The organism is Streptomyces sp. NPDC096105 (assembly GCF_044763335.1).
In the GTDB taxonomy this organism is placed as follows: domain Bacteria; phylum Actinomycetota; class Actinomycetes; order Streptomycetales; family Streptomycetaceae; genus Streptomyces.
Map to the genome: position 1 here is coordinate 90,247 of NZ_JBIWGC010000024.1, position 19,863 is coordinate 110,109.

Annotated in this window: 23 protein-coding genes; 14 read left to right on the forward strand and 9 right to left on the reverse strand. The window is 72.4% G+C overall.

The window, feature by feature from the left end:
- Positions 1 to 171 precede the first annotated feature (171 nt).
- Positions 172 to 876: a TerB family tellurite resistance protein gene (locus ACIQ8B_RS28310; RefSeq protein ID WP_290011751.1), complete on the forward strand. Its 705-nt coding sequence runs from the start codon at positions 172 to 174 to the stop codon at positions 874 to 876.
- Positions 877 to 1,151: 275 nt separating this feature from the next.
- Here the strand turns inward: ACIQ8B_RS28310 and ACIQ8B_RS28315 are convergent, their stop codons facing one another.
- A complete protein-coding gene (locus ACIQ8B_RS28315; RefSeq protein ID WP_403550677.1) occupies positions 1,152 to 1,691 on the reverse strand; it encodes a GNAT family N-acetyltransferase in 540 nt (179 codons plus the stop codon).
- Positions 1,692 to 2,011: 320 nt separating this feature from the next.
- On the opposite strand from ACIQ8B_RS28315, the gene ACIQ8B_RS28320 reads away from it, so the two are divergent.
- From ACIQ8B_RS28320 to ACIQ8B_RS28345, 6 genes are all read left to right on the forward strand, one after another.
- Complete coding sequence (locus ACIQ8B_RS28320) at positions 2,012 to 2,782, forward strand: SCO2525 family SAM-dependent methyltransferase (RefSeq protein ID WP_403550679.1); 771 nt, start codon at positions 2,012 to 2,014, stop codon at positions 2,780 to 2,782.
- 45 nt (positions 2,783 to 2,827) lie between these two features.
- Entirely contained in the window at positions 2,828 to 4,672 is a 1,845-nt protein-coding gene (locus ACIQ8B_RS28325; RefSeq protein ID WP_403550680.1) for an SCO2524 family protein, read from the forward strand.
- 3 nt (positions 4,673 to 4,675) lie between these two features.
- Positions 4,676 to 5,593 (forward strand): SCO2523 family variant P-loop protein, encoded by a 918-nt coding sequence (locus tag ACIQ8B_RS28330; protein WP_106414303.1) that lies wholly within the window; start codon positions 4,676 to 4,678, stop codon positions 5,591 to 5,593.
- Positions 5,590 to 6,552 (forward strand): SCO2522 family protein, encoded by a 963-nt coding sequence (locus ACIQ8B_RS28335; RefSeq protein ID WP_290011643.1) that lies wholly within the window; start codon positions 5,590 to 5,592, stop codon positions 6,550 to 6,552. Before ACIQ8B_RS28330 ends, ACIQ8B_RS28335 begins: the two co-directional genes overlap by 4 nt.
- Position 6,553: 1 nt before the next feature.
- Positions 6,554 to 7,591, forward strand: a complete 1,038-nt coding sequence (locus tag ACIQ8B_RS28340) for an SCO2521 family protein (RefSeq protein WP_290011644.1) — start codon at positions 6,554 to 6,556, stop codon at positions 7,589 to 7,591.
- Positions 7,592 to 7,716: 125 nt separating this feature from the next.
- Complete coding sequence (locus tag ACIQ8B_RS28345) at positions 7,717 to 8,892, forward strand: hypothetical protein (RefSeq protein ID WP_290011645.1); 1,176 nt, start codon at positions 7,717 to 7,719, stop codon at positions 8,890 to 8,892.
- Positions 8,893 to 8,911: 19 nt separating this feature from the next.
- On the opposite strand, the gene ACIQ8B_RS28350 is transcribed toward ACIQ8B_RS28345, so the two are convergent.
- The 3 genes from ACIQ8B_RS28350 to ACIQ8B_RS28360 form a co-directional block, all read right to left on the reverse strand.
- Positions 8,912 to 9,232: a hypothetical protein gene (locus ACIQ8B_RS28350; protein ID WP_106414307.1), complete on the reverse strand. Its 321-nt coding sequence runs from the start codon at positions 9,230 to 9,232 to the stop codon at positions 8,912 to 8,914.
- Between the two features lie 192 nt (positions 9,233 to 9,424).
- Positions 9,425 to 9,622 (reverse strand): DUF397 domain-containing protein, encoded by a 198-nt coding sequence (locus ACIQ8B_RS28355; RefSeq protein WP_403550684.1) that lies wholly within the window; start codon positions 9,620 to 9,622, stop codon positions 9,425 to 9,427.
- Positions 9,604 to 10,437, reverse strand: coding sequence for a helix-turn-helix domain-containing protein (locus ACIQ8B_RS28360; protein ID WP_403550686.1), 834 nt, complete (start codon positions 10,435 to 10,437; stop codon positions 9,604 to 9,606). Before ACIQ8B_RS28360 ends, ACIQ8B_RS28355 begins: the two co-directional genes overlap by 19 nt.
- 115 nt (positions 10,438 to 10,552) lie before the next feature.
- On the opposite strand from ACIQ8B_RS28360, the gene ACIQ8B_RS28365 reads away from it, so the two are divergent.
- Genes ACIQ8B_RS28365 through ACIQ8B_RS28380 form a run of 4 tightly spaced genes read left to right on the forward strand, consistent with a single transcriptional unit; the run spans position 10,553 to position 12,607 of the window.
- Positions 10,553 to 10,762 (forward strand): hypothetical protein, encoded by a 210-nt coding sequence (locus ACIQ8B_RS28365; RefSeq protein WP_106414310.1) that lies wholly within the window; start codon positions 10,553 to 10,555, stop codon positions 10,760 to 10,762.
- On the forward strand, positions 10,759 to 10,974 hold the full coding sequence (locus tag ACIQ8B_RS28370) for a hypothetical protein (RefSeq protein ID WP_290011648.1): 216 nt from the start codon (positions 10,759 to 10,761) through the stop codon (positions 10,972 to 10,974). Before ACIQ8B_RS28365 ends, ACIQ8B_RS28370 begins: the two co-directional genes overlap by 4 nt.
- A 21-nt stretch (positions 10,975 to 10,995) precedes the next feature.
- Positions 10,996 to 11,745, forward strand: coding sequence for a DNA repair protein RecO (gene recO / locus ACIQ8B_RS28375; protein WP_106416425.1), 750 nt, complete (start codon positions 10,996 to 10,998; stop codon positions 11,743 to 11,745).
- Positions 11,746 to 11,773: 28 nt separating this feature from the next.
- Positions 11,774 to 12,607, forward strand: coding sequence for an isoprenyl transferase (locus ACIQ8B_RS28380; protein WP_290011649.1), 834 nt, complete (start codon positions 11,774 to 11,776; stop codon positions 12,605 to 12,607).
- Between the two features lie 248 nt (positions 12,608 to 12,855).
- Here ACIQ8B_RS28380 and ACIQ8B_RS28385 read toward each other — a convergent pair whose 3' ends face one another.
- The 4 genes from ACIQ8B_RS28385 to ACIQ8B_RS28400 form a co-directional block, all read right to left on the reverse strand.
- Positions 12,856 to 13,266, reverse strand: a complete 411-nt coding sequence (locus ACIQ8B_RS28385; protein ID WP_106414313.1) for a Fur family transcriptional regulator — start codon at positions 13,264 to 13,266, stop codon at positions 12,856 to 12,858.
- 61 nt (positions 13,267 to 13,327) lie between these two features.
- Positions 13,328 to 14,230, reverse strand: coding sequence for a metal ABC transporter permease (locus ACIQ8B_RS28390; RefSeq protein ID WP_403550689.1), 903 nt, complete (start codon positions 14,228 to 14,230; stop codon positions 13,328 to 13,330).
- On the reverse strand, positions 14,230 to 15,000 hold the full coding sequence (locus tag ACIQ8B_RS28395) for a metal ABC transporter ATP-binding protein (protein ID WP_403550691.1): 771 nt from the start codon (positions 14,998 to 15,000) through the stop codon (positions 14,230 to 14,232). Before ACIQ8B_RS28395 ends, ACIQ8B_RS28390 begins: the two co-directional genes overlap by 1 nt.
- 31 nt (positions 15,001 to 15,031) lie before the next feature.
- Positions 15,032 to 16,030, reverse strand: coding sequence for a metal ABC transporter substrate-binding protein (locus ACIQ8B_RS28400; protein ID WP_403550693.1), 999 nt, complete (start codon positions 16,028 to 16,030; stop codon positions 15,032 to 15,034).
- A 160-nt stretch (positions 16,031 to 16,190) separates the two neighbouring features.
- Here ACIQ8B_RS28400 and ACIQ8B_RS28405 point away from each other — a divergent pair, with 160 nt between their 5' ends.
- From ACIQ8B_RS28405 to ACIQ8B_RS28415, 3 genes are all read left to right on the forward strand, one after another.
- Positions 16,191 to 17,573 (forward strand): glycine--tRNA ligase, encoded by a 1,383-nt coding sequence (locus ACIQ8B_RS28405; RefSeq protein ID WP_106414316.1) that lies wholly within the window; start codon positions 16,191 to 16,193, stop codon positions 17,571 to 17,573.
- 190 nt (positions 17,574 to 17,763) lie between these two features.
- Positions 17,764 to 18,774, forward strand: a complete 1,011-nt coding sequence (locus tag ACIQ8B_RS28410; protein ID WP_403550696.1) for an aldo/keto reductase — start codon at positions 17,764 to 17,766, stop codon at positions 18,772 to 18,774.
- A gap of 26 nt (positions 18,775 to 18,800) precedes the next feature.
- Positions 18,801 to 19,388, forward strand: coding sequence for a TetR family transcriptional regulator (locus tag ACIQ8B_RS28415; RefSeq protein WP_290011656.1), 588 nt, complete (start codon positions 18,801 to 18,803; stop codon positions 19,386 to 19,388).
- Positions 19,389 to 19,401: 13 nt separating this feature from the next.
- Here ACIQ8B_RS28415 and ACIQ8B_RS28420 read toward each other — a convergent pair whose 3' ends face one another.
- On the reverse strand, positions 19,402 to 19,608 hold the full coding sequence (locus ACIQ8B_RS28420; protein ID WP_290011658.1) for a hypothetical protein: 207 nt from the start codon (positions 19,606 to 19,608) through the stop codon (positions 19,402 to 19,404).
- Positions 19,609 to 19,863 lie beyond the last annotated feature (255 nt).

The following is a 19,863-nucleotide window of genomic DNA, read 5'->3' on the forward strand; positions in this document are numbered from 1 at the left end:
ATCCCGGGCCCCGTCCGCCGTCACCGGCGGGCGGGGCCCGGCGTCGTTTACCGGCCAATCGCCGGGGAGGTCACGGAAAGGTCTCGCCCCGGGTACTGACTCCGCCTCTCGATGTGGCTAACATCACGCAAGCGCGGCGACGGTGCTGTGTGGCGTTGATGGAGGTGCGACGTGCTGCCAGAACGGGAACCCGACGGCCGTGCCGCTGCCACCCGGCGTGCGCGCCGTCTGTTCGGCACCCGCACCGCGTGGACCGCTGTCGGCGACGGGGAGTTCTTCTGCCCCGGCTGCGGCGGCGACCGCAACTACCAGCGGCTCACCGGACGCCGCCGGTTCACCGTGCTGGGCGTGCCCGTGCTGCCGCGCGGGGTGTGCGCGCCGACCGTGGAGTGCGCCGCCTGCCGCGGCCACTTCGGCACCGACGTGCTGGACCACCCCACGACCACCCGCTTCTCCGCGATGCTGCGGGACGCCGTCCACACCGTCGCCCTCGCCGTGCTCGCCGCGGGCGGCGCCTGCTCCCGCGCCTCCCTGGAGACCGCCGCGTCCGGGGTGCGCGCGGCCGGCATCGAGGACTGCACGGAGGAGCAGCTGGCCGCGCTGGTCGAGGCGCTGGAGGCGGACACCGGCCGCTTCACCGGCGAGCCCTGCGCGGCGGGGCTGTCCATCGAGCTGCACGAGGCGCTGGACCCGCTGGCCCCGCACCTCGCCGGCCCCGGACGCGAGGCCATCCTGCTCCAGGGCGCCCGGATCGCGCTGGCCGACGGTCCGTACACCCCCGCGGAACGGGACGTCCTCGCCACGGTGGGCGCGGCCCTCACCATCTGCTCCGACGACGTCGGCCGCCTGCTGGCCGCGGCGCGGACGCCGTCCTGACCGTCTCCGCGAGGAGCGGACGCTTCAGTGAGGCTCCGGGTGACCTCCGCGAGATGCGGACGTCCCGGCGGAGGTGTCCCGACGGCCTTCACGAGGAGCGGGACGTCTCGGCGAGAGCGTCCTGACCGTCTCCGCGAGGAGCGGACGCTTCAGTGAGGCTCCGGGCGGCCTCCGCGAGGAGCGGGACGTCTCGGCGGAGGTGCCTCGACGGTCTTCACGAGGAGCGGGACGTCTCGGCGAGAGCGTCCTGACCGTCTCCACGGGAAGCGGACGCCTCAGTGAAGCTCCAGGCGCATGATCCGCCGGTGCTCGCCCGGGCCGAAGTAGTCCCGGCGCAGGCCCCCGTCCGGCTCCTCCGGGACGAAGCCCAGGGAGCGGTAGAGCAGGATCGCGGCCCGGTTGGCCGGCTCCACCGTCAGCCGCACCGTCTCGGTCCCGTCCCGGCGCAGCAGCTCCAGGATCTCCGTCATCAGCTCCCGGCCCAGTCCGTGCCGGCGGTCCCCCTCGGTCACGCACAGGCCGAGGATCCAGCTGTCCCGGCTGAACGCCGTGGTCGCGGCCAGGACGTAGCCGCGCAGCCCGCCCGTGCCGTCGTCCAGCACCAGGAAGTGCTCGGCGTACACGTCGAACAGCTGGCGGAGCAGGAAGGCGGGATAGGCCACCTCCTGGAACACTTCCTCGTCGAGCCGGCGCAGCTCGGGCAGATCGGACTCCCGGGCCCCCCGCAGGACCAGTCGCCCGGGCTCGGGGAACCCGTCGGGTTCCCCGAGGCGCCCGGGCCGGTCCAGGGTGCGCTCCAGCGGTTCGGCGGTCATGCCACCCCCCAGTCGGGACGTGCGGATGTCGTCAACGCGAAGACACCGGCGTTCACCCGGAAGGGAATGCTGCTTCCGGTGGCGGCCGGTGGCGTCTTCTGGCTAGAGTGGGCCGTCAACTCAACGCGTGCAAGGGCGAGTTGAGGGGTGCACGGATCAGTGGCGTGCGCCCGCCGTGCGCCCGTCGACGAGGAACGGCGTGTTCCTGGCTGTCTCCGCGTGCCGCTTCGGCCTACCGTGCGAGAACCGGAGATGCTGCTTCACCTGCCGACGTTCATCGGGACGGCGCAGACAGGGCACACGGTCTCGTCCGACACTGAATGGAACGCGGCAGGGTGATGATGGACCGCAATGCCGACGCCCCGTGGTCGAAGTTCGATCCCGAGGCCTACGTCGACGCCAACTACCGCAACCCCCTCGAGGTCGATCTGCTGATCGTGCGGCTGATGCGCGACTACTTCGGCAAGTGCTTCGCGGACGGCGCCCAGCACGCGGGACGCGGCGTCGACGTGGGCGCCGGCGCCAACCTCTATCCGGCGCTGTCCATGCTGCCCTGGTGCGAGAAGATCCTGCTCCTGGAGTACGCACAGCCCAATGTGGAGTACCTGGAGAAGCAGGCGTCCCCCACCGGGTTCGACACGGTCTGGGACCCCTTCTGGGAGCAGCTGGCCGAGCACCCCGCCTACGCGGGCGTCGAGCCCCGTTCGCGGTTCGGCGAGATCGTCCGCGTCGAGCGGGCCAACCTCCTCGACCTCGACGGCCAGCGCCGCTGGGACATCGGGACCATGTTCTTCGTCGCCGACTCCATGTCCGAGTGCCCCGACGAGTTCCGCCGCGGCGTCACCTGCTTCATGGACGCGCTCAACGAGGGCGCGCCGTTCGCCACCGCCTTCATGAAGGAGTCCGTCGGCTACCAGGTCGGCGACCATCGCTATCCGGCCTACCGGGTGAACGAGGAGCGGGTCCGCGAGAGCCTGAGCGACTGGGCGGACGACCTGGAGATCCACGATCTGCACCACATGGTGCGGCCGGGACACGAGGGCATCATCCTCGCCCTGGGACGGCGGAATCCGGCGATTGCGGGCACGTAGGAACGGGGACCATGTCTGCACACGGTCTGTACGAGGGGTAGGGGGATGCAGATCAAGCCACGCCAGCATCTGCTGGACATCTGGCGGGCCGCGGCCCGTCACTCGTTCGACGACGGCAAGCTCGTCTGGGGGGACACCGACGGGCTGAGCAGTGTCGCGGACGCCGAGCGGCTGCTCTGCCTGCTGTACCCCGCCACCGAGATCCCCGCGTTCCGCCTGGACCAGCCCGACACCACCGAACGGGACGTGCTCCAGGCGCTGGAGGGCGTCGGCAGCCGGCTGGAGATCCCGCCGAACCTGATCACCGCGATGACCCAGTTCATGCGCACCCACACCGGACCCGACGACGCGCCCACCTTCGCCGGCGGACCGTACTTCAAGCCCGTCGACCCGAGCGAGGAACTCACCTACGAGCAGGGCAAGTTAGGCGTCGTCGACTCCTACTCGATGTCCGTCACGCTCTGCCTGGCGACCCTCGGCTTCCTCAAGGTCTACGAGACCAGCACCACCCGCCCCGAAGTGCGCCGGGCGCTCGGCGAACTCCGCGAGGCCACCAGCGTGCGCCTCACCGCCGCCATGGTCAGCCTGCTGCGCTCCTTCGCCGTCAACGTCTTCGACGCCGAGTCCGAGCAGGGCCGGCGGCTGATCCAGGTCATCGGCCAGAACCGGCACTCCGACCGGGCCGTCCTCCAGCAGTTCGCCCGCCGCTTCCGGCCGCTGCGCGCCACCATCATCGAGAGCCTCAGCCGCGGCATCGAGGTCGACGAGTCCATCCGCGACGAGAGCCAGCTCTTCGAGTGCGGCTGGGCCTGGGGCGTGGTCAAGGACGCCCCCAAGATCACCGACCTGGACACCCAGGTGCCGGGCCAGCCCGACGGCATCGCCGACCGGCTGCCCTACGTGTACTTCACCGTCGTCGCCCTCGACGGCATCCAGGACCTGTTCTCCGAGCGCACCCTCACCCTCGGACTGCTCGACACCGACCAGCAGAAACTCGCCGAGGCGCTGCGGCTGCGCTGGGAGCTGAGCCAGCAGTACTGGTCGGCCGTCGCCCGCTTCGGGACCGAGCGCTGGCCCCTGGAGGACCTGCCCTGGCAGACCACCGGACTGCGCCTGGAGTCGGAGTACTTCTCCCTCACCGTCGCGGCCATCCTCGTCCACGACCTGGTGCGCCGCAGGGCCACCGACGACGACCTCACCCGCACCGTCTCCATCATGGAGCGGCTCGCCGACCGCGGCCGCGTCACCAGCCGCATGACCAGGAACGACCCGGTCGTCCGGCTGCACGACCCGGGCGTGCTGATGCCGCTCGCCGGGTCCGAGCGCTCCGGGTCGCTGCTCCAGTGGCGGATGACCGACTTCTCCGCCCAGCTGCTCAAACGGACCGTGCAGCTCGCCGAGCTGTCCCGGAACATCGAGGCCCAGGACCGGCTGCTGCGCCTCGCCGAGCAGACCTTCGAACACCTGTGGAGCCGCAGGATCGGGGACGGCCACGGCGCCGGCCTCTGGGACGACGTACGCGCCGTTTACCCGGACGCCAAGGGGGTCACCCGCCGGCTGTCCTGGAGCGTCACCGAGCGCGTCACCGAGTGCCTGGTGGCCGCCCGCAACCTCTACGAGCAGCAGCCCATCCGCAGTTCCGAACTCGCCGATCTGGCCCGGGACCTGCTCAGCGAGGCCACGCACCTGTTCGGCAGGGAGCAGCTGGAGGCGTCCACCGGCGTCGACGGCAGCCGCGCCCGCGCGATGCGGAGCATGGAGAGCCGGCTGGACCACGCCCGCAGCCTGGTCGACGACCGGCCCGCCACCGCCTTCGCGCTCGCCCTGCCCGTGCTCCAGGAACTCGACACCCTGGCCCAGGCCCGGGACGCCGCCGCGCAGGAGGGCTGAGCCGTGCTCGTCTTCGCGGCCTCCGACAAGGGGGGCACGGGCCGCTCGGTCACCAGCGCCAACCTGGCCTACCAGCGCGCCCTCATCGGCGACCACGTCGCCTACGTGGACTTCGACTTCGGCTCGCCCACCGCGGCCGCCGTGTTCGACGTGCCCAGCGCCCTGCGCGGCACCGAGGAGCGGGGCCTGCACTCCTACCTGGAGGGCGAGGTCACCGAACCGGCCAGCATCGACATCTGGCGGCAGACCGAGCACCCGGTGCTGCGCTCCCGGCAGAACCAGTCCGGGCGGCTGGTCCTCTACCCCGGCGACGCGGGCGGCGGCGAGTTCGCCACCGGCGAGGAGGCCCTGGAGCGCTGCATCGACCTGCTGCTGCGGCTCAACAGCGAGTTCGACCTGGTCATGGTGGACCTCAGCGCCGGCCGCAGCTACGCCGTCGACCTGGTCCTCGCGGCCACCGCCCACCCCCGGATGCGCCACGTCGGCTACCGCTGGCTGGTCTTCCACCGCTGGACCCGGCAGCACGTCATCGCCGCCGCCGGACTGGTCCACAAGGAGAACGGCATCCTCCGCAGCGGCGTCGACCGCGGCCACGACGAGACGGCCCTCCAGGGCAACATCCGCTTCGTGCGGGCCGCCGTGCCCGACCCGGAGTCGGCCATGTGGGCGCAGGGCTCGCCCGCCCAGGCGGCCTGGATGCAGTCCTGCAACAGGGCGCTCCGCCGGCTCGCCTCCGACCAGCAGATCGGCGACAGCGTGGTGCTCGGCACCGTGCCGCTGGAGCCGATCCTGCAGTGGCGGGAGCAGCTGATCACCGAGGAGGACGTCCTCGCCACCCAGATCGCCAACAAGGAGACGCTGGAGGCGCTCGAGGAGATCGCCCGGCGGCTCACCGACGACGCGCACTGGGGGCTGCCATGACCGACGCGGTGTTCCGCGAGACCACCGCCGAACCCCGCACCCAGGCGGTGCCGCTGTCCCACCTCTCCCTGGAGCTGGGGCACCTGTACATGGAGGACTTCGAGGCGGGGCCGGAGCACCTGCGCCGGCACTTCGCGCGGGTCCGCCCCTGGGCGGAGGCCGCCCGCGCCTTCGCCGCCGACCGGGCCGGCGGCCGTCGCGCCCGCGTCAGCACCTGCTTCCTCGTCGACGACTACTTCACCCGCTTCGCCGGCCCCGCCGAGGTCGTGCCCATGCTGCTGGCGGAGGCCGAGCGCGCCGGGCTGACCGTCGACTACCTGGCCCGCGAGTCCGGCTGCGCCGTCAGCGGGAAGGTGCCCGTCGCGGAGGCGGTGGCCGGGCGCATCGTCGAGGAGCCCCCGCCCGGCAGCTACGGCCACCGGCCGCCGGCCGCGCAGACCGGCTGGCTCGCCAACGGGGTGCGCAGCCCCACCGCCCGCACCCCGCAGGCGATGCGGAAGGCCGCCGCCTGGGAGCCGCCCCGCGAGACCGCCGCCCGCCGCCACTCCGTCTTCCTGGACGTCGAGCTGTGGAGCGAGACGCCCGACGGGGAGCGCCTGTGGTCCTGCCCCTTCCTGGCCGCCGTCTGGCAGCTCGCCCGTCTCGGGCTGCTGCGCCACCAGGGCGAGGCCGTCTTCGACCCGCAGCCGCACACCGGCGCGTTCCCCGACGACTGGGAGGACCTGCCGCCGCTGGTGCGGCTCAACCCCCGGGCGGACCCGTTCGCCGCCTACCGCACCTGCTCGGTGCTGCCCAGCCGCTTCCTGCCCGTCGAGCACGCCGTGCGGGTCATCCTGGACCAGACCGACGTGGACCAGGACGCCCTGCGCCAGGCCGCCGAGCGGTCCGGCAAGGAGGGCGTGCCCGTCCCCGGCCCGGTCATCGACCGCGTCTCCTACGTCTATTGCGAGGAGACCTGAGATGCCGGCCACGACGAGGGCGGCCCCCGGCGCCCGGTCCGACACCACCGCGCCGCGCACCGTGCTCGCCTGCGGCGAGGTCCGCACCTGCCTGCTGCCCGCCGGGCAGGCCCTCGACAGCCGCGCCGCCGCCCGACTGCTGCGGCTGCGGGCCGACGAGCGGGTCCTGGTGTCCGAGCGGCCCAACCTCTACGCGCGCTCCCCGGACACCCTCACCGGCGTCGACTGCCCGCTGCCCAGCGCCAACGGCGCCCGGGTCCGCGCCGTCGGCACGGTCGCCGCACGGGCCGCGCTCACCGAGGGGCGCGTGCTGCAGACCTCGGCGTACTTCCGCCTCCCCGGCTCCGGGCCCGACCACCGCCGCCCCTGGGGCGACTACCTGGTGCGGCCCGGCCTGGTCGAGCCGCTGGGGAAACTGCCGTGCGACGCGGTCGCCGACGGCCTGCTCGACGGCGGACGCCACGGCGACCTCGACGTGGGACTGATCGCCGGGGGACTGCTCACCCGGCTGCTGCGGCACCCGCTGCTCGACCAGCGGCCGCCGCTCAGGTCCCGGCCCACCCGGCTGCGCTGGGTGGCGCTGACCACGCCGCCGGGCGAGACGCCGGCCCTGGAGCGGTTCACCCTCGCCGAGGACGAACTGCGCACCGTACGGCTGCGGGTCCCCGAGGACCTCCCCGCCGCCGACCTGGCCGGGCTCTGCGCCGACCTGGCGCTGCACGACTGGCTGCTCACCACCCTGGTCCGCGTCCTCGACGGCATCCGCCTCGGCCCCGCCGCGCCGGGGCCCTGGCCCCGGACCATCCCGGACGGCGAACTTCCGCCGGCGGTACGGGCGTTGCGGCCCGCCGTCGATCATCTGCTGCACCTGTGGATGCCGCGGGCCCGGGTGTCCGCCGAGCTGGCCGCGCTGTGGGAGGCGCTGGAGGAGCGGCCCGGGTTCACCCGGCAGTGGCTCGCCCTGGTGCAGCGCGTCCGTGACCAGCTCACCCTGCACGCGATCCCGCCCGTGCACCGGGAGGTGGAGCCCGCGCCCTGAGCGCACCCGACGACTCCCGGACACCAGCCCGCGAGACGCCCACCAGCCGTGAGCGGCCTCGTCCGGACCCCCACGCACATTCCGCACCCCGAACCGACGTGTTTCCCAACGGGGGGAGAAGCGAGATGAGCACGGCACAGACACCTCAGCCCGACGACACGGCCGGCCCGCCGGGCACGGTGAGCACACCCGAACACCCCGCGGACCGCGCGCCGGAACCGCCCGGCGCCCCGGACACCCCCCAGCCCGGGGGACCGGCCGAGCAGCCCGACCCCGTCCCGTGGCGGCGCAGACTGCTGGTGGGCCTGGTCGCCGGACTGCTCGCCTGGGGCGTCGCCGCGCTGCTCAGCCCGGAGGACGGCGCGGCACGGCAGCTCGGAGCCGCCGCGCTGTGCGCCGTGGCCGCCGTCGCCGTCCAGCACCTCGTGCTGGTCCCCGACCGGGCGGCCGAGGAGCGGGCCCGGCGGGCGGAGAGCCTGCTGGCCGAGACCGCCGCCACCGTGCGCGGCGGCTTACGGCGCTACGACGAACTGCAGCACGGGCTGACCCGGCACACCGAGGACATGAAGCAGCTCGTCGAGACGCGCCTGGTGCCCCCGCCCCGCCCGGCCGAGCCCGAACCGCAGACGCCGCCCCTGGTGCGCGTCGAGTCGGTGTCCGACCTGGCGGCCAACTTCGCCGAGGTCCTCTCGCCGGGCCTGCCGATCCTCTCCACCTTCGTACGGCTGGAGATGCACCGGGTGATCGGGCACCTCAGCGACCTCACCACCCTCACCGCGGAGTGCCCGGGCGAGAACCACGACTGGATGCTGACCCTCACCCGGGCCGCGGAGAAGTCGATCTGCGCCACCAGCACCTCCGTCGACCGGACGTTCTGGAACAGCGAACCCGCCAGCCGCTATCTGCACGCCCAGGCGGAGGCGATCGAGCAGGGCGTGCCGGTGCGCCGGCTGTTCCTGCTGGAGAGCGCACGGGAGCTGGACGACCGGCTGCTGCGGCTGTGCGAGGAGCAGGAGGTGCTGCGCATCGAGGTGCGCGTGGCCGTCCTGCCGGAACTGCCGCCGCACCTGCTGCGCGGCACCACCAACGACTTCATCGTCTACGACGAGGCGGTGTCCTTCGAGATCGACCAGGACCTGCGCGACGTCAACATCAGGACCCGGCTGATCGCCCGCCAGGACCATGTGCACGACCGGATGAAGCGCTTCCGCGAGCTGTGGGAGGCCGGCATGAGCCTGCGCGAGCTGGAGGTGCGGGTCGACGACGAGGAGGACGGCACCTGGATGGTCGACCGCGGCTGACCGCCCGCCGCGACGCGGTTCACAGGGTGTGGTGCAGCCAGCGCTGGATGGTGGTGTTGACGCCGGGGGACAGGGCGCTGAGGCTCTCGATGGCCTCGCGGTCCTCGGGGCGCGGCGGGATGCCGGCGGCGGTCAGCGCGGCGTGCAGTTCGAGGCGGCGGCGGTCGCGCGGGTCGATGGGGGAGCCGACGCGGGTGGCCGGGTCGGGCGGGGCCAGCAGGCAGTCGCTGCCCGACTGTCCGGCGGCGGCGGGCCACTGCGGGGCGTCCGCGCCGGCAGCGACGGTGGAGGGGCCGCCGAGGGCATGGTTCGGGCCGTGCGGGAAAGCGGTCGCGGTCATGTCGGTCTCCTCACCCACGGGTGTCGGTTCTGCTCACAGGGAGCACGACCGCGGGAGGGCCGGTTGCGCGGGAGCCGAAACGTCACGCCAACGGCGTCATCGGCAGATTGTCGGCCTGCGAGGGCGGGACGTCCCCTGGAACCCGGCCGCCCCCGGCCCGCGCGGCACACCCGGGCGGACCAGGGGCGCGCGTCAGTGCGTGACCGTACGGACGAACTCCGTCCAGGCGGCCGCCCCGACGACGATCACCGGTCCGTCGGCGTCCAGCTTGCTGTCCCGGACGGGGACGACGCCGGGGATGCCGGTGGCGACTTCGAGGCAGTCGCCGCCGTTTCCGTCGCTGTAGGTGCTCTTGTGCCAGCTGACTCCGCTCAGGTCGTACTCGCGCATCGTCCGTAACCCTCCGCCGCCGACTCGATCAGGTCCAGGGACGCTTCCGACGCGAGTGCGTCCGCCCTGAGCAGATCGTATGCCGACCGTGCTCGCTTCACTACGGCTGGATCGTCCAAGAGGTTCCCCGAATACACCGCTTCTGTATAGGCGGTGGGCGGGGCGTCCTCGAACTGCATGAGCTTGAGCGGTCCGGTCATGGTGGGATACGCCCCGGCCGTGTAGGGCAGCACCTGGACCAGCACGGCCCGTCGGTGGGCGAGTGCGGCCACATGCGCCAGTTGCTCAGCCATCACGGCGGCTCCACCGACCGGGATGCGCAAGACGTTCTCATGAAGGACCACCCAGTACACGGGTCGTTCGGCGGCGGTGAGGATCCGCGCCCGTTCCATGCGGGCGGCGACCTTCTCCTCGATGTGCTCGTCCGGTGCGAACCGGTTCATGGCAAGGGTCACCGCCCTTGCGTAATCCGGGGTTTGCAGCAGCCCCGGGACCAGAGCCGGCGCGAACTCGCAGATTTCTGTCGCCAGCGCCTCGAGCTCCGCCGCTGCGGCGAAATATTCCGCGTACCGGCGGTCGTCGATCAGCTTCCTGCACAGCCGCTCGAAAATACCGTCGGTTTGCAGGGCCGCGTCGATCCGCTGGGCCACGTCCACTTGCGGCTTGCGGATCGCCTGTTCGAACTGTCCGATATAGCCGCCCGAGACGAACACCCGTGTCCCCAGCTCGGCCTGCGTGAACCCGGCGTCCTCCCGGCGTCGCTTCAGTTCCGCCCCGAAGAACTCCCATGCCGCCTGCCGCGAACCATTGGCCATGCTTAACCCCTTTGTGCAGCCCCGCACTTGTAGGACGTGGCCCCCTCCCGAGTTTAAGCGCGCAGTGTCACTCTTGGATCGCGAAGAGTGAAGTACGAAAGGGAAGGGCATCAGCGTGACGGCACGACACGCGGCGCACTGCGTCGAGGAAGCGGAGGAAGTGGTGAAGGAATTGCGGGCGGCTTTCGCGAAGGCCGGAATTTCCCTGCCGTCACTGGGACTGGACCCGGTGAGTCTCGCGCGGGAGGCGCCCTGTCCGCTCATCGAACTGGGACGGTGTTCGGTGGAGACCGCGCGGCGGATCGCGGCGGCGGTGATGCGGTGAAGCCGCCCGTCGGCGCGTACGTCGTGGACATCCGCGCCGGGCGGCTCGGCGTCGTCATGGGGTACGAGGGGCCCTACGTCCAGCTGAGACCCTACGGCGGTGGCCGGGAGTGGGACGCCGACCCCCTGGTCGTGCGGCACGCGACCCCCGAGGAGCGGCTGCGCGCGGCCACCGCGTACGCCAACGCCAGGAGCCGCGGCGAGGTGCCGTGAACGTGCGCGACAATGGCTGTCATGAGTCTGTTCCGCGACGACGGCATCGTGCTGCGCACCCAGAAACTGGGTGAGGCGGACCGGATCATCACCCTGCTCACCCGCGGTCACGGGCGGGTGCGCGCCGTGGCGAGGGGCGTGCGCCGGACCAAGTCCAAGTTCGGCGCCCGCCTGGAACCGTTCTCGCACGTGGACGTGCAGTTCTTCGCCAAGGGCAGCGAGCTGGTCGGACGCGGGCTGCCGCTGTGCACGCAGAGCGAGACGATCGCGCCGTACGGCGGCGGCATCGTCACCGACTACGCGCGCTACACCGCCGGCACGGCCATGCTGGAGACCGCCGAGCGGTTCACCGACCACGAGGGCGAGCCGGCCGTGCAGCAGTACCTGCTGCTGGTCGGCGGACTGCGCACCCTCGCCCGGGGGGAACACGCCCCGCACCTGGTGCTCGACGCGTTCCTGCTGCGCTCCCTCGCGGTCAACGGGTACGCGCCCAGCTTCACGGACTGCGCGAGGTGCGGCATGCCCGGACCGAACCGGTTCTTCTCGGTCGCGTCGGGCGGAACCGTCTGCGCCGACTGCCGCGTCCCCGGGAGCGTCGTACCCTCCCCGCAGGCCCTGGAACTCCTGGGTGCGCTGCTTACGGGAGACTGGGACACGGCGGACGCGTGCGAGGCACGCCACGTCCGGGAGGCGAGCGGGCTGGTGTCCGCCTACCTCCACTGGCACCTGGAGCGCGGGCTGCGCTCGCTCCGGTACGTCGAGAAGCAGTGACCACCCAGCACGAGGAGACGAGAGACACATGGCCGTACGCGGATTCCTGGGGCGGCAGCGCCGGGAGTACAGGACCCCGGAACCGCACCCCTCCGGCGCGCGGCCCCCGAGGCTTCCCGGGGAACTGGTCCCCCACCATGTGGCGATCGTCATGGACGGCAACGGACGCTGGGCGAAGCAGCGGGGCCTGCCGCGCACCGAGGGGCACAAGGTGGGCGCCGAGCGGGTGCTCGACGTGCTCCAGGGCGGCATCGAGATGGGCGTGGGCGCCATCTCGCTGTACGCCTTCTCCACCGAGAACTGGAAGCGGTCGCCGGACGAGGTGCGCTTCCTGATGAACTTCAACCGGGACTTCATCCGCAAGAGCCGGGACCAGCTCGACGAACTGGGCGTGCGGGTCCGCTGGGTGGGCCGCATGCCCAAGCTGTGGAAGTCCGTCGCCAAGGAGCTCCAGGTCGCCCAGGAGCAGACCAAGGACAACGACCGGCTGACGCTGTACTTCTGCATGAACTACGGCGGCCGGGCCGAGATCGCCGACGCCGCGCAGGCGCTCGCCGAGGACGTGAAGGCCGGCCGGCTCGACCCGTCCAAGGTCAACGAGAAGACGCTCCAGCGGTACCTGTACTACCCGGACATGCCGGACGTGGACCTGTTCCTGCGGCCGAGCGGCGAGCAGCGCACCTCCAACTACCTGCTGTGGCAGAGCGCCTACGCGGAGTTGGTGTTCCAGGACGTGCTGTGGCCGGACTTCGACCGGCGTGATCTGTGGCGGGCGTGCGTGGAGTTCGCGTCCCGCGACCGGCGGTTCGGCGGGGCCATCCCCAACGAGGAGCTGCAGGCCATGGAGGGCCGCCAGTCCTGAGCCGGCGTGCGCCGGGCGGTCCCCGGCCGCGTGTCGCACGGCTGCTGCCCGTGCCGCGCGGCCGGTCCGGCGGGATGCCCGACATGGCCCCGTCCGAGGTGCGGCGCACCGCCGCGGCCTCACGGCGTTCGTGGCGGGCGCTGGTCCTGATCGGCGCGGTGGTGCCGCTGTGCGCCGCCGTGTGCCGCGTCGCCCTGCCGCGGCAGGACGACGGGGCGGCGGAACCTGGGCGCGCCCAGGACCGGGCCTCAGGCGGCCGCGCAGTCGGCGCAGGTGCCGAAGATCTCCACCGTGTGCGCCACGTTGACGTAGCCGTGCTCGGCGGCGATGGCCTCCGCCCACTTCTCCACGGCCGGACCCTCGACCTCGACGGCCTTGCCGCAGGTGCGGCAGACCAGGTGGTGGTGATGGTCGTCGGTGGAGCAACGGCGGTAGACGGACTCGCCGTCGGCGGTGCGCAGGACGTCGACCTCACCGGCGTCGGCGAGGGACTGCAGCGTGCGGTAGACCGTGGTGAGTCCGACCGAGTCGCCCTTGTGCTTGAGCATGTCGTGCAGTTCCTGCGCGCTGCGGAACTCGTCGACCTCCTGTAGGCAAGCCGCCACGGCGGCACGCTGCCGGGTGGCGCGGCCCTTCACGGGCGGTCCTGCGGTCGTCACCGGAATGCCTCCTCACGTCTGGCTGCTGCCGGGGCCATTGTGCCAGTCCGGTCGCGGAGAGTCAGGCGCCGACCTTCCCGTCCGCCGGACGGCTGGCGGGGATCGCGCACTCCGCGGGGTCGGCGCCGGGCTGTACGGCGGCCCGGGCCCGGGCGCGGCGCCGGGCCAGCGGGGCGGCCAGCGCGGTCAGCAGCATGAAGGCGCCGATGGTCAGCAGCACGATCGTCGCGCCGGGCGGCACGTCCTGGTAGTACGAGGTGACGGTGCCGCCGACGGCCACGCTGACGCCGATCGCGACGGCGACGGCGAACGTGGCGGCGAAGCTCCGGGTGAGCTGCTGGGCCGCCGCGACCGGCACCACCATGAGCGCGCTCACCAGCAGCAGGCCCACCACCCGCATCGCCACCGACACCGTGACCGCGGCGGTGACCGCCGTGAGGAGGTTCAGGAACCGCACCGGCAGGCCCGTCACCCGCGCGAACTCCTCGTCCTGGCTGACCGCGAACAGCTGCCGCCGCAGGCCCACGGTGACCAGCACCACGAACGCGGCCAGCACGCAGATCGCGGTCACGTCGGACGGGGAGACCGTGGACAGCGAGCCGAACAGGAACGACGAGAGGTTCGAGGTGGAGCCGCCGGGCGCGAGGTTGATGAACATCACGCCGCCGGCCATGCCGCCGTAGAAGAGCATCGCGAGGGCGATGTCGCCGCGGGTCCGGGCGTACCAGCGGACCAGTTCCATGAAGACGGCGCCGAGGACGGACACCACGGCCGCCATCCACACCGGGGACCAGGACAGCAGGAAGCCGAGGCCCACGCCGGTCATCGCCACGTGGCCGATGCCGTCGCCCATGAGCGCCTGGCGGCGCTGGACGAGGTAGACGCCGACCGCGGGGGCGGTGACGCCGACCAGGACGGCGGCGAGCAGCGCCCGCTGCATGAAGGCGTAGTCGAGGATCTCCATCAGCTCAGCAGTCCCGTGCGGATCGGTCCGGCGTCCGCCGGTGCGTGCGGGTGTACGTGATCGTGGCCGGGCAGGGCGTGCTGGCCGACCGCCTTGGGCGGCGGGCCGTCGTGCAGCACGCAGCCGTCGCGGAGCACGACCGCCCGGTCGATCAGGGGTTCCAGCGGGCCCAGTTCGTGCAGGACGAGGAGGACCGTGGCGCCCCGGCCGACCTGCGTGCGCAGCGTCTCGGCGAGGACCTCCTGGCTGGCCAGGTCCACCCCCGCCATCGGCTCGTCCATGATCAGCAGTTCCGGTTCGGCGGCGAGGGCGCGGGCGATCAGGACCCGCTGGTGCTGGCCGCCGGACAGGGCGTCGACGGAGTCCTTGGCGCGGTCCGCCATGCCGACCAGCTCCAGGGCCCGGCGGACGGCCTCGCGGTCGCCCTTGCGGAACAGCCCGAAGCGGGTGCGGGCGAGCCGCCCCGAGGAGACGACCTCGGTGACCGTGGCGGGCACTCCGCCGGCGGCCGTGGTGCGCTGCGGGACGTAGCCCACCCGCGCCCAGTCGCGGAACCGGCGCCGCGGGGTGCCGAACAGCTCGATCTCGCCGGCGGTGACCGGCACCTGGCCGATGACCGTGCGCACGGCGGTGGACTTGCCGGAGCCGTTGGCGCCGAGCAGGGCGACGACCTCACCGTGGCGCACGGTGAGGTCGATGCCGCGCAGCACGGGGCGCGAGCCCAGCTCGGCGCGCACCCCCCGCAGGGTGATGACGGGCTCGGCGGTCATGCCGTGTCCTCCGGTGTCGCGTCGTCGGAGGTCACCGGGCGCCCAGCGCGGTGCGCAGGGCGGTGAGGTTGGCCTCCATGATCTGGAAGTAGTCCTCGCCGCGGGAGTCGTCGGTGATGCCCTCGACCGGGTCGAGGACATCGGTCCTGAGGCCGGTGTCGGCGGCGAGGGTCCTGGCGGCCCGGTCGCTGACCAGGGTCTCGTAGAAGACGGTGGTGACGCCGTCCTCCTTGGCGATCTTCTGCAGCTCCTTCACGCGCGCCCCGCTGGGCTCGGAGTCCGGGTCCAGGCCGCTGATGGCCTGCTCGGTCAGTCCGTAGCGCTCGGCGAGGTGGCCGAAGGCGGCGTGGGTGGTGACGAAGACGTCGGTCTTCCGGTTCGCGAGGCCGGTGCGGAACTTCTCGTCGAGCGCCTTGAGGTCCTTGACCAGGGCCGCGGTGTTCGCCCGGTAGTCGGCGGCGTGGTCCGGGTCGGCCTTCTGGAAGGCCTCGCCGACGCCCTCGGCGACCTCGGCGTACTTCACCGGGTCGAGCCAGATGTGGGGGTCGCCGCCCTCGTGGTCGTGGGCGTGCTCGTGGCCGTGCTCGTCGCCGTGGGCGTGCTCGTCCTCGTGGGCGTGTTCGTCCTCGTGCTCCTCGTCGTGGCCCGCGTCGTGCTCCTCCAGCGAGGTCAGCTCGGCCGCGTCGATCTTCGTGGCGATGGGGGACTGGTCGATGGCCTCGTCGACGGAGGGCTGGAGGCCCTTGATGTAGAGGGCCGCGTCCGACTCCTCGAGCTGCGCGGTCTGCCGGGCGCTGATCTCCAGGTCGTGCGGCTCCTGGCCGGGCTGGGTGAGACTGGTGACGTGGACGTGTTCGCCGCCGATCCGCTCGGCGAGGAAGGCCATCGGATAGAACGACGCGACGACGTCGAACTGACCGGCGCCGCCCGCGGCGGCGCTGTCGGAGGAGCAGGCGGTCAGGGCACCGGACCCGAGGGCGGCGACCGCGGCGAGCGCGACCGCGGATATGTGGCGTCGTCGTACGTTCATGACAGTCATTTTCAACCAAAATGGAAACCGTTGTCAACAAGCCTTCCGAAGTCCGCATGAGGGGACCGATTTGGTCGAGGGGCCGTCCCCGCCGGTAACCTGAGGCATTCGCTGGAAGCATCTCCGCTTCGTCGCCCGTCGTCGTAATGAAGAGAGCACCGTGGCCGCCGACAAGATCGACACCATCGTCAGCCTGAGCAAGCGCCGTGGCTTCGTATTCCCCTGCAGTGAGATCTACGGCGGCCAGCGGGCCGCCTGGGACTACGGGCCGCTGGGTGTCGAGCTCAAGGAGAACCTGAAGCGCCAGTGGTGGCGCTACATGGTGACGTCGCGTGAGGACGTGGTCGGCATCGACTCGTCCGTCATCCTGGCCCCCGAGGTGTGGGTCGCCTCCGGCCACGTCGCCACCTTCACCGATCCGCTCACCGAGTGCACCTCCTGCCACAAGCGGTTCCGCGCGGACCACCTGGAGGAGGCGTACGAGGAGAAGAAGGGGAAGGCCCCGGAGAACGGCCTGGCCGACCTCAACTGCCCCAACTGCGGCAACAAGGGCACCTTCACCGAGCCCAAGCAGTTCTCGGGCCTGCTCTCCACCCACCTCGGCCCGACGCAGGACTCCGGCTCCGTCGCCTACCTGCGCCCCGAGACGGCCCAGGGCATCTTCACCAACTTCGCCCAGGTGCAGACCACGTCGCGCCGCAAGCCGCCGTTCGGCATCGCCCAGATGGGCAAGTCCTTCCGCAACGAGATCACGCCCGGCAACTTCATCTTCCGGACCCGCGAGTTCGAGCAGATGGAGATGGAGTTCTTCGTCAAGCCGGGCGAGGACGAGAAGTGGCAGGAGTACTGGATGGAGCAGCGCTGGAACTGGTACACCGGTCTCGGCCTGCGCGAGGAGAACATGCGGTGGTACGAGCACCCGAAGGAGAAGCTCTCCCACTACTCCAAGCGCACCGCTGACATCGAGTACCGCTTCCAGTTCGGCGGCAGCGAGTGGGGCGAGCTGGAGGGCGTCGCCAACCGCACCGACTACGACCTCGGCGCGCACTCCAAGGCGTCCGGCCAGGACCTCTCCTACTTCGACCAGGAGGCCGGCGAGCGCTGGACGCCGTACGTCATCGAGCCGGCGGCCGGTGTCGGCCGGGCGATGCTCGCCTTCCTGCTCGACGCCTACGTCGAGGACGAGGCGCCCAACGCCAAGGGCAAGCTGGAGAAGCGCACGGTGCTGCGGCTCGACCACCGCCTGGCCCCGGTGAAGGTCGCGGTGCTCCCGCTGTCCCGCAACCCGGAGCTGTCCCCGAAGGCCAAGGGCCTCGCCCAGACGCTGCGGCAGAACTGGAACATCGAGTTCGACGACGCCGGCGCCATCGGCCGCCGCTACCGCCGCCAGGACGAGATCGGCACGCCGTTCTGCGTGACCGTCGACTTCGACACCCTGGACGACAACGCGGTGACCGTGCGCGAGCGCGACACCATGAAGCAGGAGCGGGTCTCCCTCGACCAGATCGAGGGCTACCTGGCCGCCCGCCTGGTCGGCTGCTGACCCCTCGTCAGACCGGTGCGACGCCGGGTCCCGGATCTCCGGGGCCCGGCGTTCGGCGTTCTCGGGAGCCGTCGCCGGGCTCGCCCGAGGGGCGGGGCGCCGGGTGGCGGAGGCCGGGGGCGGATGCCCGGCGACGGGCAAACGAATGACAGATATTGAAATCTGTCATTCGTCATGTCAGAGTGGACGCATGACGATGCACACACGACCTCTCGGAACGACCGGCCCCCGGGTGTCCGCCCTGGGACTCGGCTGCATGGGCATGTCCGCGCTGTACGGCACGGCGGACCGGACCGAGGCGATCGCCACGATCCACGCCGCCCTGGACGCCGGCGTCACCCTGCTCGACACCGGCGACTTCTACGGCATGGGCCACAACGAGCTGCTGATCGGCGAGGCGCTGCGCACCGCCCCCGCCGGCCTGCGCGAACAGGCCCTCACCAGCGTCAAGTTCGGCACCCTGCGCGACCCGGACGGCGGCTGGGGCCCGATGGACGGCCGCCCGGCCGCGGTGCGGAACTTCGCCGCGTACTCGCTCCAGCGCCTGGGCGTCGACCACATCGACGTCTACCGCATCTCCCGCGCCGACCCCGACGTGCCGATCGAGGAGACCGTCGGCGCCATCGCGGAACTCGTCGAGAAGGGCCACGTACGGCACATCGGGCTCAGCGAGGTCGGCGCCGACGCCGTCCGCCGGGCCGCCGCCACCGCGCCGATCACGGACCTCCAGATCGAGTACTCGCTGATCTCCCGCGCCGTGGAGGACCAGATCCTGCCCACCACCCGCGAACTGGGCATCTCCGTCACGGCGTACGGGGTGCTCTCGCGCGGTCTGATCTCCGGCCACTTCACCGCCGACCGGCAGCTCTCCGCGGACGACTTCCGGGCCCGCTCGCCCCGCTTCCAGGGCGACAACCTCCGGCACAACCTGGGCCTCGTCGACGCGCTGCGCGAGATCGCCGCCCGCAAGGGCGTCACGGTCGCGCAGATCGCCATCGCCTGGGTGCTGTCGCGCGGCGAGGACATCGTGCCGCTGGTCGGCGCCCGCACCCGGGAGCGGCTGACGGAGTCGCTGGGCGCGCTGGACGTCACGCTCGACGCGGACGACCTCGCGGCGATCGAGCGGGCGGTGCCGCCCGGCGCCGCGGCGGGCGCCCGCTACCCGGAGCCGCAGATGGCACACCTCGGCACCGAGGAGTGATCCCGGCGCCGGGTACGGTCTAGTGCATGGCAGCGACCGAGACCCTGACCGCCGAGCGCATCCTGGAGGCGACCGAGGAGGTGCTGCGCCGGCACGGCCCGGCGAAGGCCACCGTGGTGGACGTGGCCCGCGCCCTCGGCGTCAGCCACGGCAGCGTCTACCGGCACTTCCGCACCAAGGCGGCGCTGCGCGAGGCGGTCACCAAGCGGTGGCTGGACCGTACGTCCGAGGCGCTGGGCGGGATAGCCGGCGACGGCTCCCGCGACCCCGAGTCCCGGCTGCGGGACTGGCTCGCCGCCCTCTTCGCCGCCAAGCGCCGCAAGGCGGGCGACGATCCGGAGCTGTTCGCCACCTACAGCGTGCTGGCCGGCGAGCAGGTCGGGGCGGTCGCCGAGCACATCGACGAGCTGACCGGGCAGCTGGCGCGGATCGTCGCCGACGGGGTGGCCGCAGGCGTCTTCCACAGCGAGGACCCCGCGGCCAGCGCCCGCGCCGTCTTCCAGACCACCGGCCGCTTCCACGACCCGGCCCACGCGGGGGAGTGGGACACCCCGGAGGCGGACGCCGACTTCGAGGCGGCCGTGAACCTGCTGGTGCGGGGACTGCGCGCCTGACCGCGCGGGCCGGTCAGGCCGCGGTCGGGTCCACGGTCGCCTGGTGCGCCCGCAGCAGGTGCTCCTGCGCCTTCAGCCAGGGCAGGAACGGTGCGCCCCGGCGCCACCCGCACGTGTCGCACCTGAGGGTGCGCTGCACCCCGGTGCGGTGGACGCGCACGGTGTGCTCACGGCCGTGCAGGTCCCAGCGGCTGACCTTGCTCGAGTCGGTCTGGGGCATGGACGCCTCCGGCGGTCGGCGGATCGTTGTCGCCGTGCTTCTGCCCCCGTCCGGGGACGGCAAGGAGTGTGCGGCGGACCCCGCATCGGCAGGCGGGGCTCCGCCGGCCTCGTCGCGCCCCCGGGGCCCCCCGCCCCCGGGCGCGCCCCCCCCCAAAACCCCCCCCCCCCCCCCGTAACGGCCCGGTGAACACTCGTCCACCCCCCCCCAACCCTGGGAGCCCCCCTGTACCCCCCACCCCCCCCAAACCCCCCG

What these genes read in the sequence shown, in the direction of transcription:
- ACIQ8B_RS28420 (WP_290011658.1), bottom strand. Translation starts at nt 19,608, where the DNA reads ATGCCCCAGACCGACTCGAGCAAGGTCAGCCGCTGGGACCTGCACGGC.
- ACIQ8B_RS28400 (WP_403550693.1), bottom strand. Translation starts at nt 16,030, where the DNA reads ATGAACGTACGACGACGCCACATATCCGCGGTCGCGCTCGCCGCGGTC.
- ACIQ8B_RS28380 (WP_290011649.1), top strand. Translation starts at nt 11,774, where the DNA reads ATGGCCGTACGCGGATTCCTGGGGCGGCAGCGCCGGGAGTACAGGACC.
- ACIQ8B_RS28355 (WP_403550684.1), bottom strand. Translation starts at nt 9,622, where the DNA reads ATGCGCGAGTACGACCTGAGCGGAGTCAGCTGGCACAAGAGCACCTAC.
- ACIQ8B_RS28335 (WP_290011643.1), top strand. Translation starts at nt 5,590, where the DNA reads ATGACCGACGCGGTGTTCCGCGAGACCACCGCCGAACCCCGCACCCAG.
- ACIQ8B_RS28390 (WP_403550689.1), bottom strand. Translation starts at nt 14,230, where the DNA reads ATGGAGATCCTCGACTACGCCTTCATGCAGCGGGCGCTGCTCGCCGCC.
- ACIQ8B_RS28320 (WP_403550679.1), top strand. Translation starts at nt 2,012, where the DNA reads ATGGAACGCGGCAGGGTGATGATGGACCGCAATGCCGACGCCCCGTGG.
- ACIQ8B_RS28395 (WP_403550691.1), bottom strand. Translation starts at nt 15,000, where the DNA reads ATGACCGCCGAGCCCGTCATCACCCTGCGGGGGGTGCGCGCCGAGCTG.
- ACIQ8B_RS28415 (WP_290011656.1), top strand. Translation starts at nt 18,801, where the DNA reads ATGGCAGCGACCGAGACCCTGACCGCCGAGCGCATCCTGGAGGCGACC.
- ACIQ8B_RS28410 (WP_403550696.1), top strand. Translation starts at nt 17,764, where the DNA reads ATGACGATGCACACACGACCTCTCGGAACGACCGGCCCCCGGGTGTCC.
- ACIQ8B_RS28315 (WP_403550677.1), bottom strand. Translation starts at nt 1,691, where the DNA reads ATGACCGCCGAACCGCTGGAGCGCACCCTGGACCGGCCCGGGCGCCTC.
- ACIQ8B_RS28340 (WP_290011644.1), top strand. Translation starts at nt 6,554, where the DNA reads ATGCCGGCCACGACGAGGGCGGCCCCCGGCGCCCGGTCCGACACCACC.
- ACIQ8B_RS28360 (WP_403550686.1), bottom strand. Translation starts at nt 10,437, where the DNA reads ATGGCCAATGGTTCGCGGCAGGCGGCATGGGAGTTCTTCGGGGCGGAA.
- ACIQ8B_RS28345 (WP_290011645.1), top strand. Translation starts at nt 7,717, where the DNA reads ATGAGCACGGCACAGACACCTCAGCCCGACGACACGGCCGGCCCGCCG.
- ACIQ8B_RS28325 (WP_403550680.1), top strand. Translation starts at nt 2,828, where the DNA reads ATGCAGATCAAGCCACGCCAGCATCTGCTGGACATCTGGCGGGCCGCG.
- ACIQ8B_RS28350 (WP_106414307.1), bottom strand. Translation starts at nt 9,232, where the DNA reads ATGACCGCGACCGCTTTCCCGCACGGCCCGAACCATGCCCTCGGCGGC.
- recO (WP_106416425.1), top strand. Translation starts at nt 10,996, where the DNA reads ATGAGTCTGTTCCGCGACGACGGCATCGTGCTGCGCACCCAGAAACTG.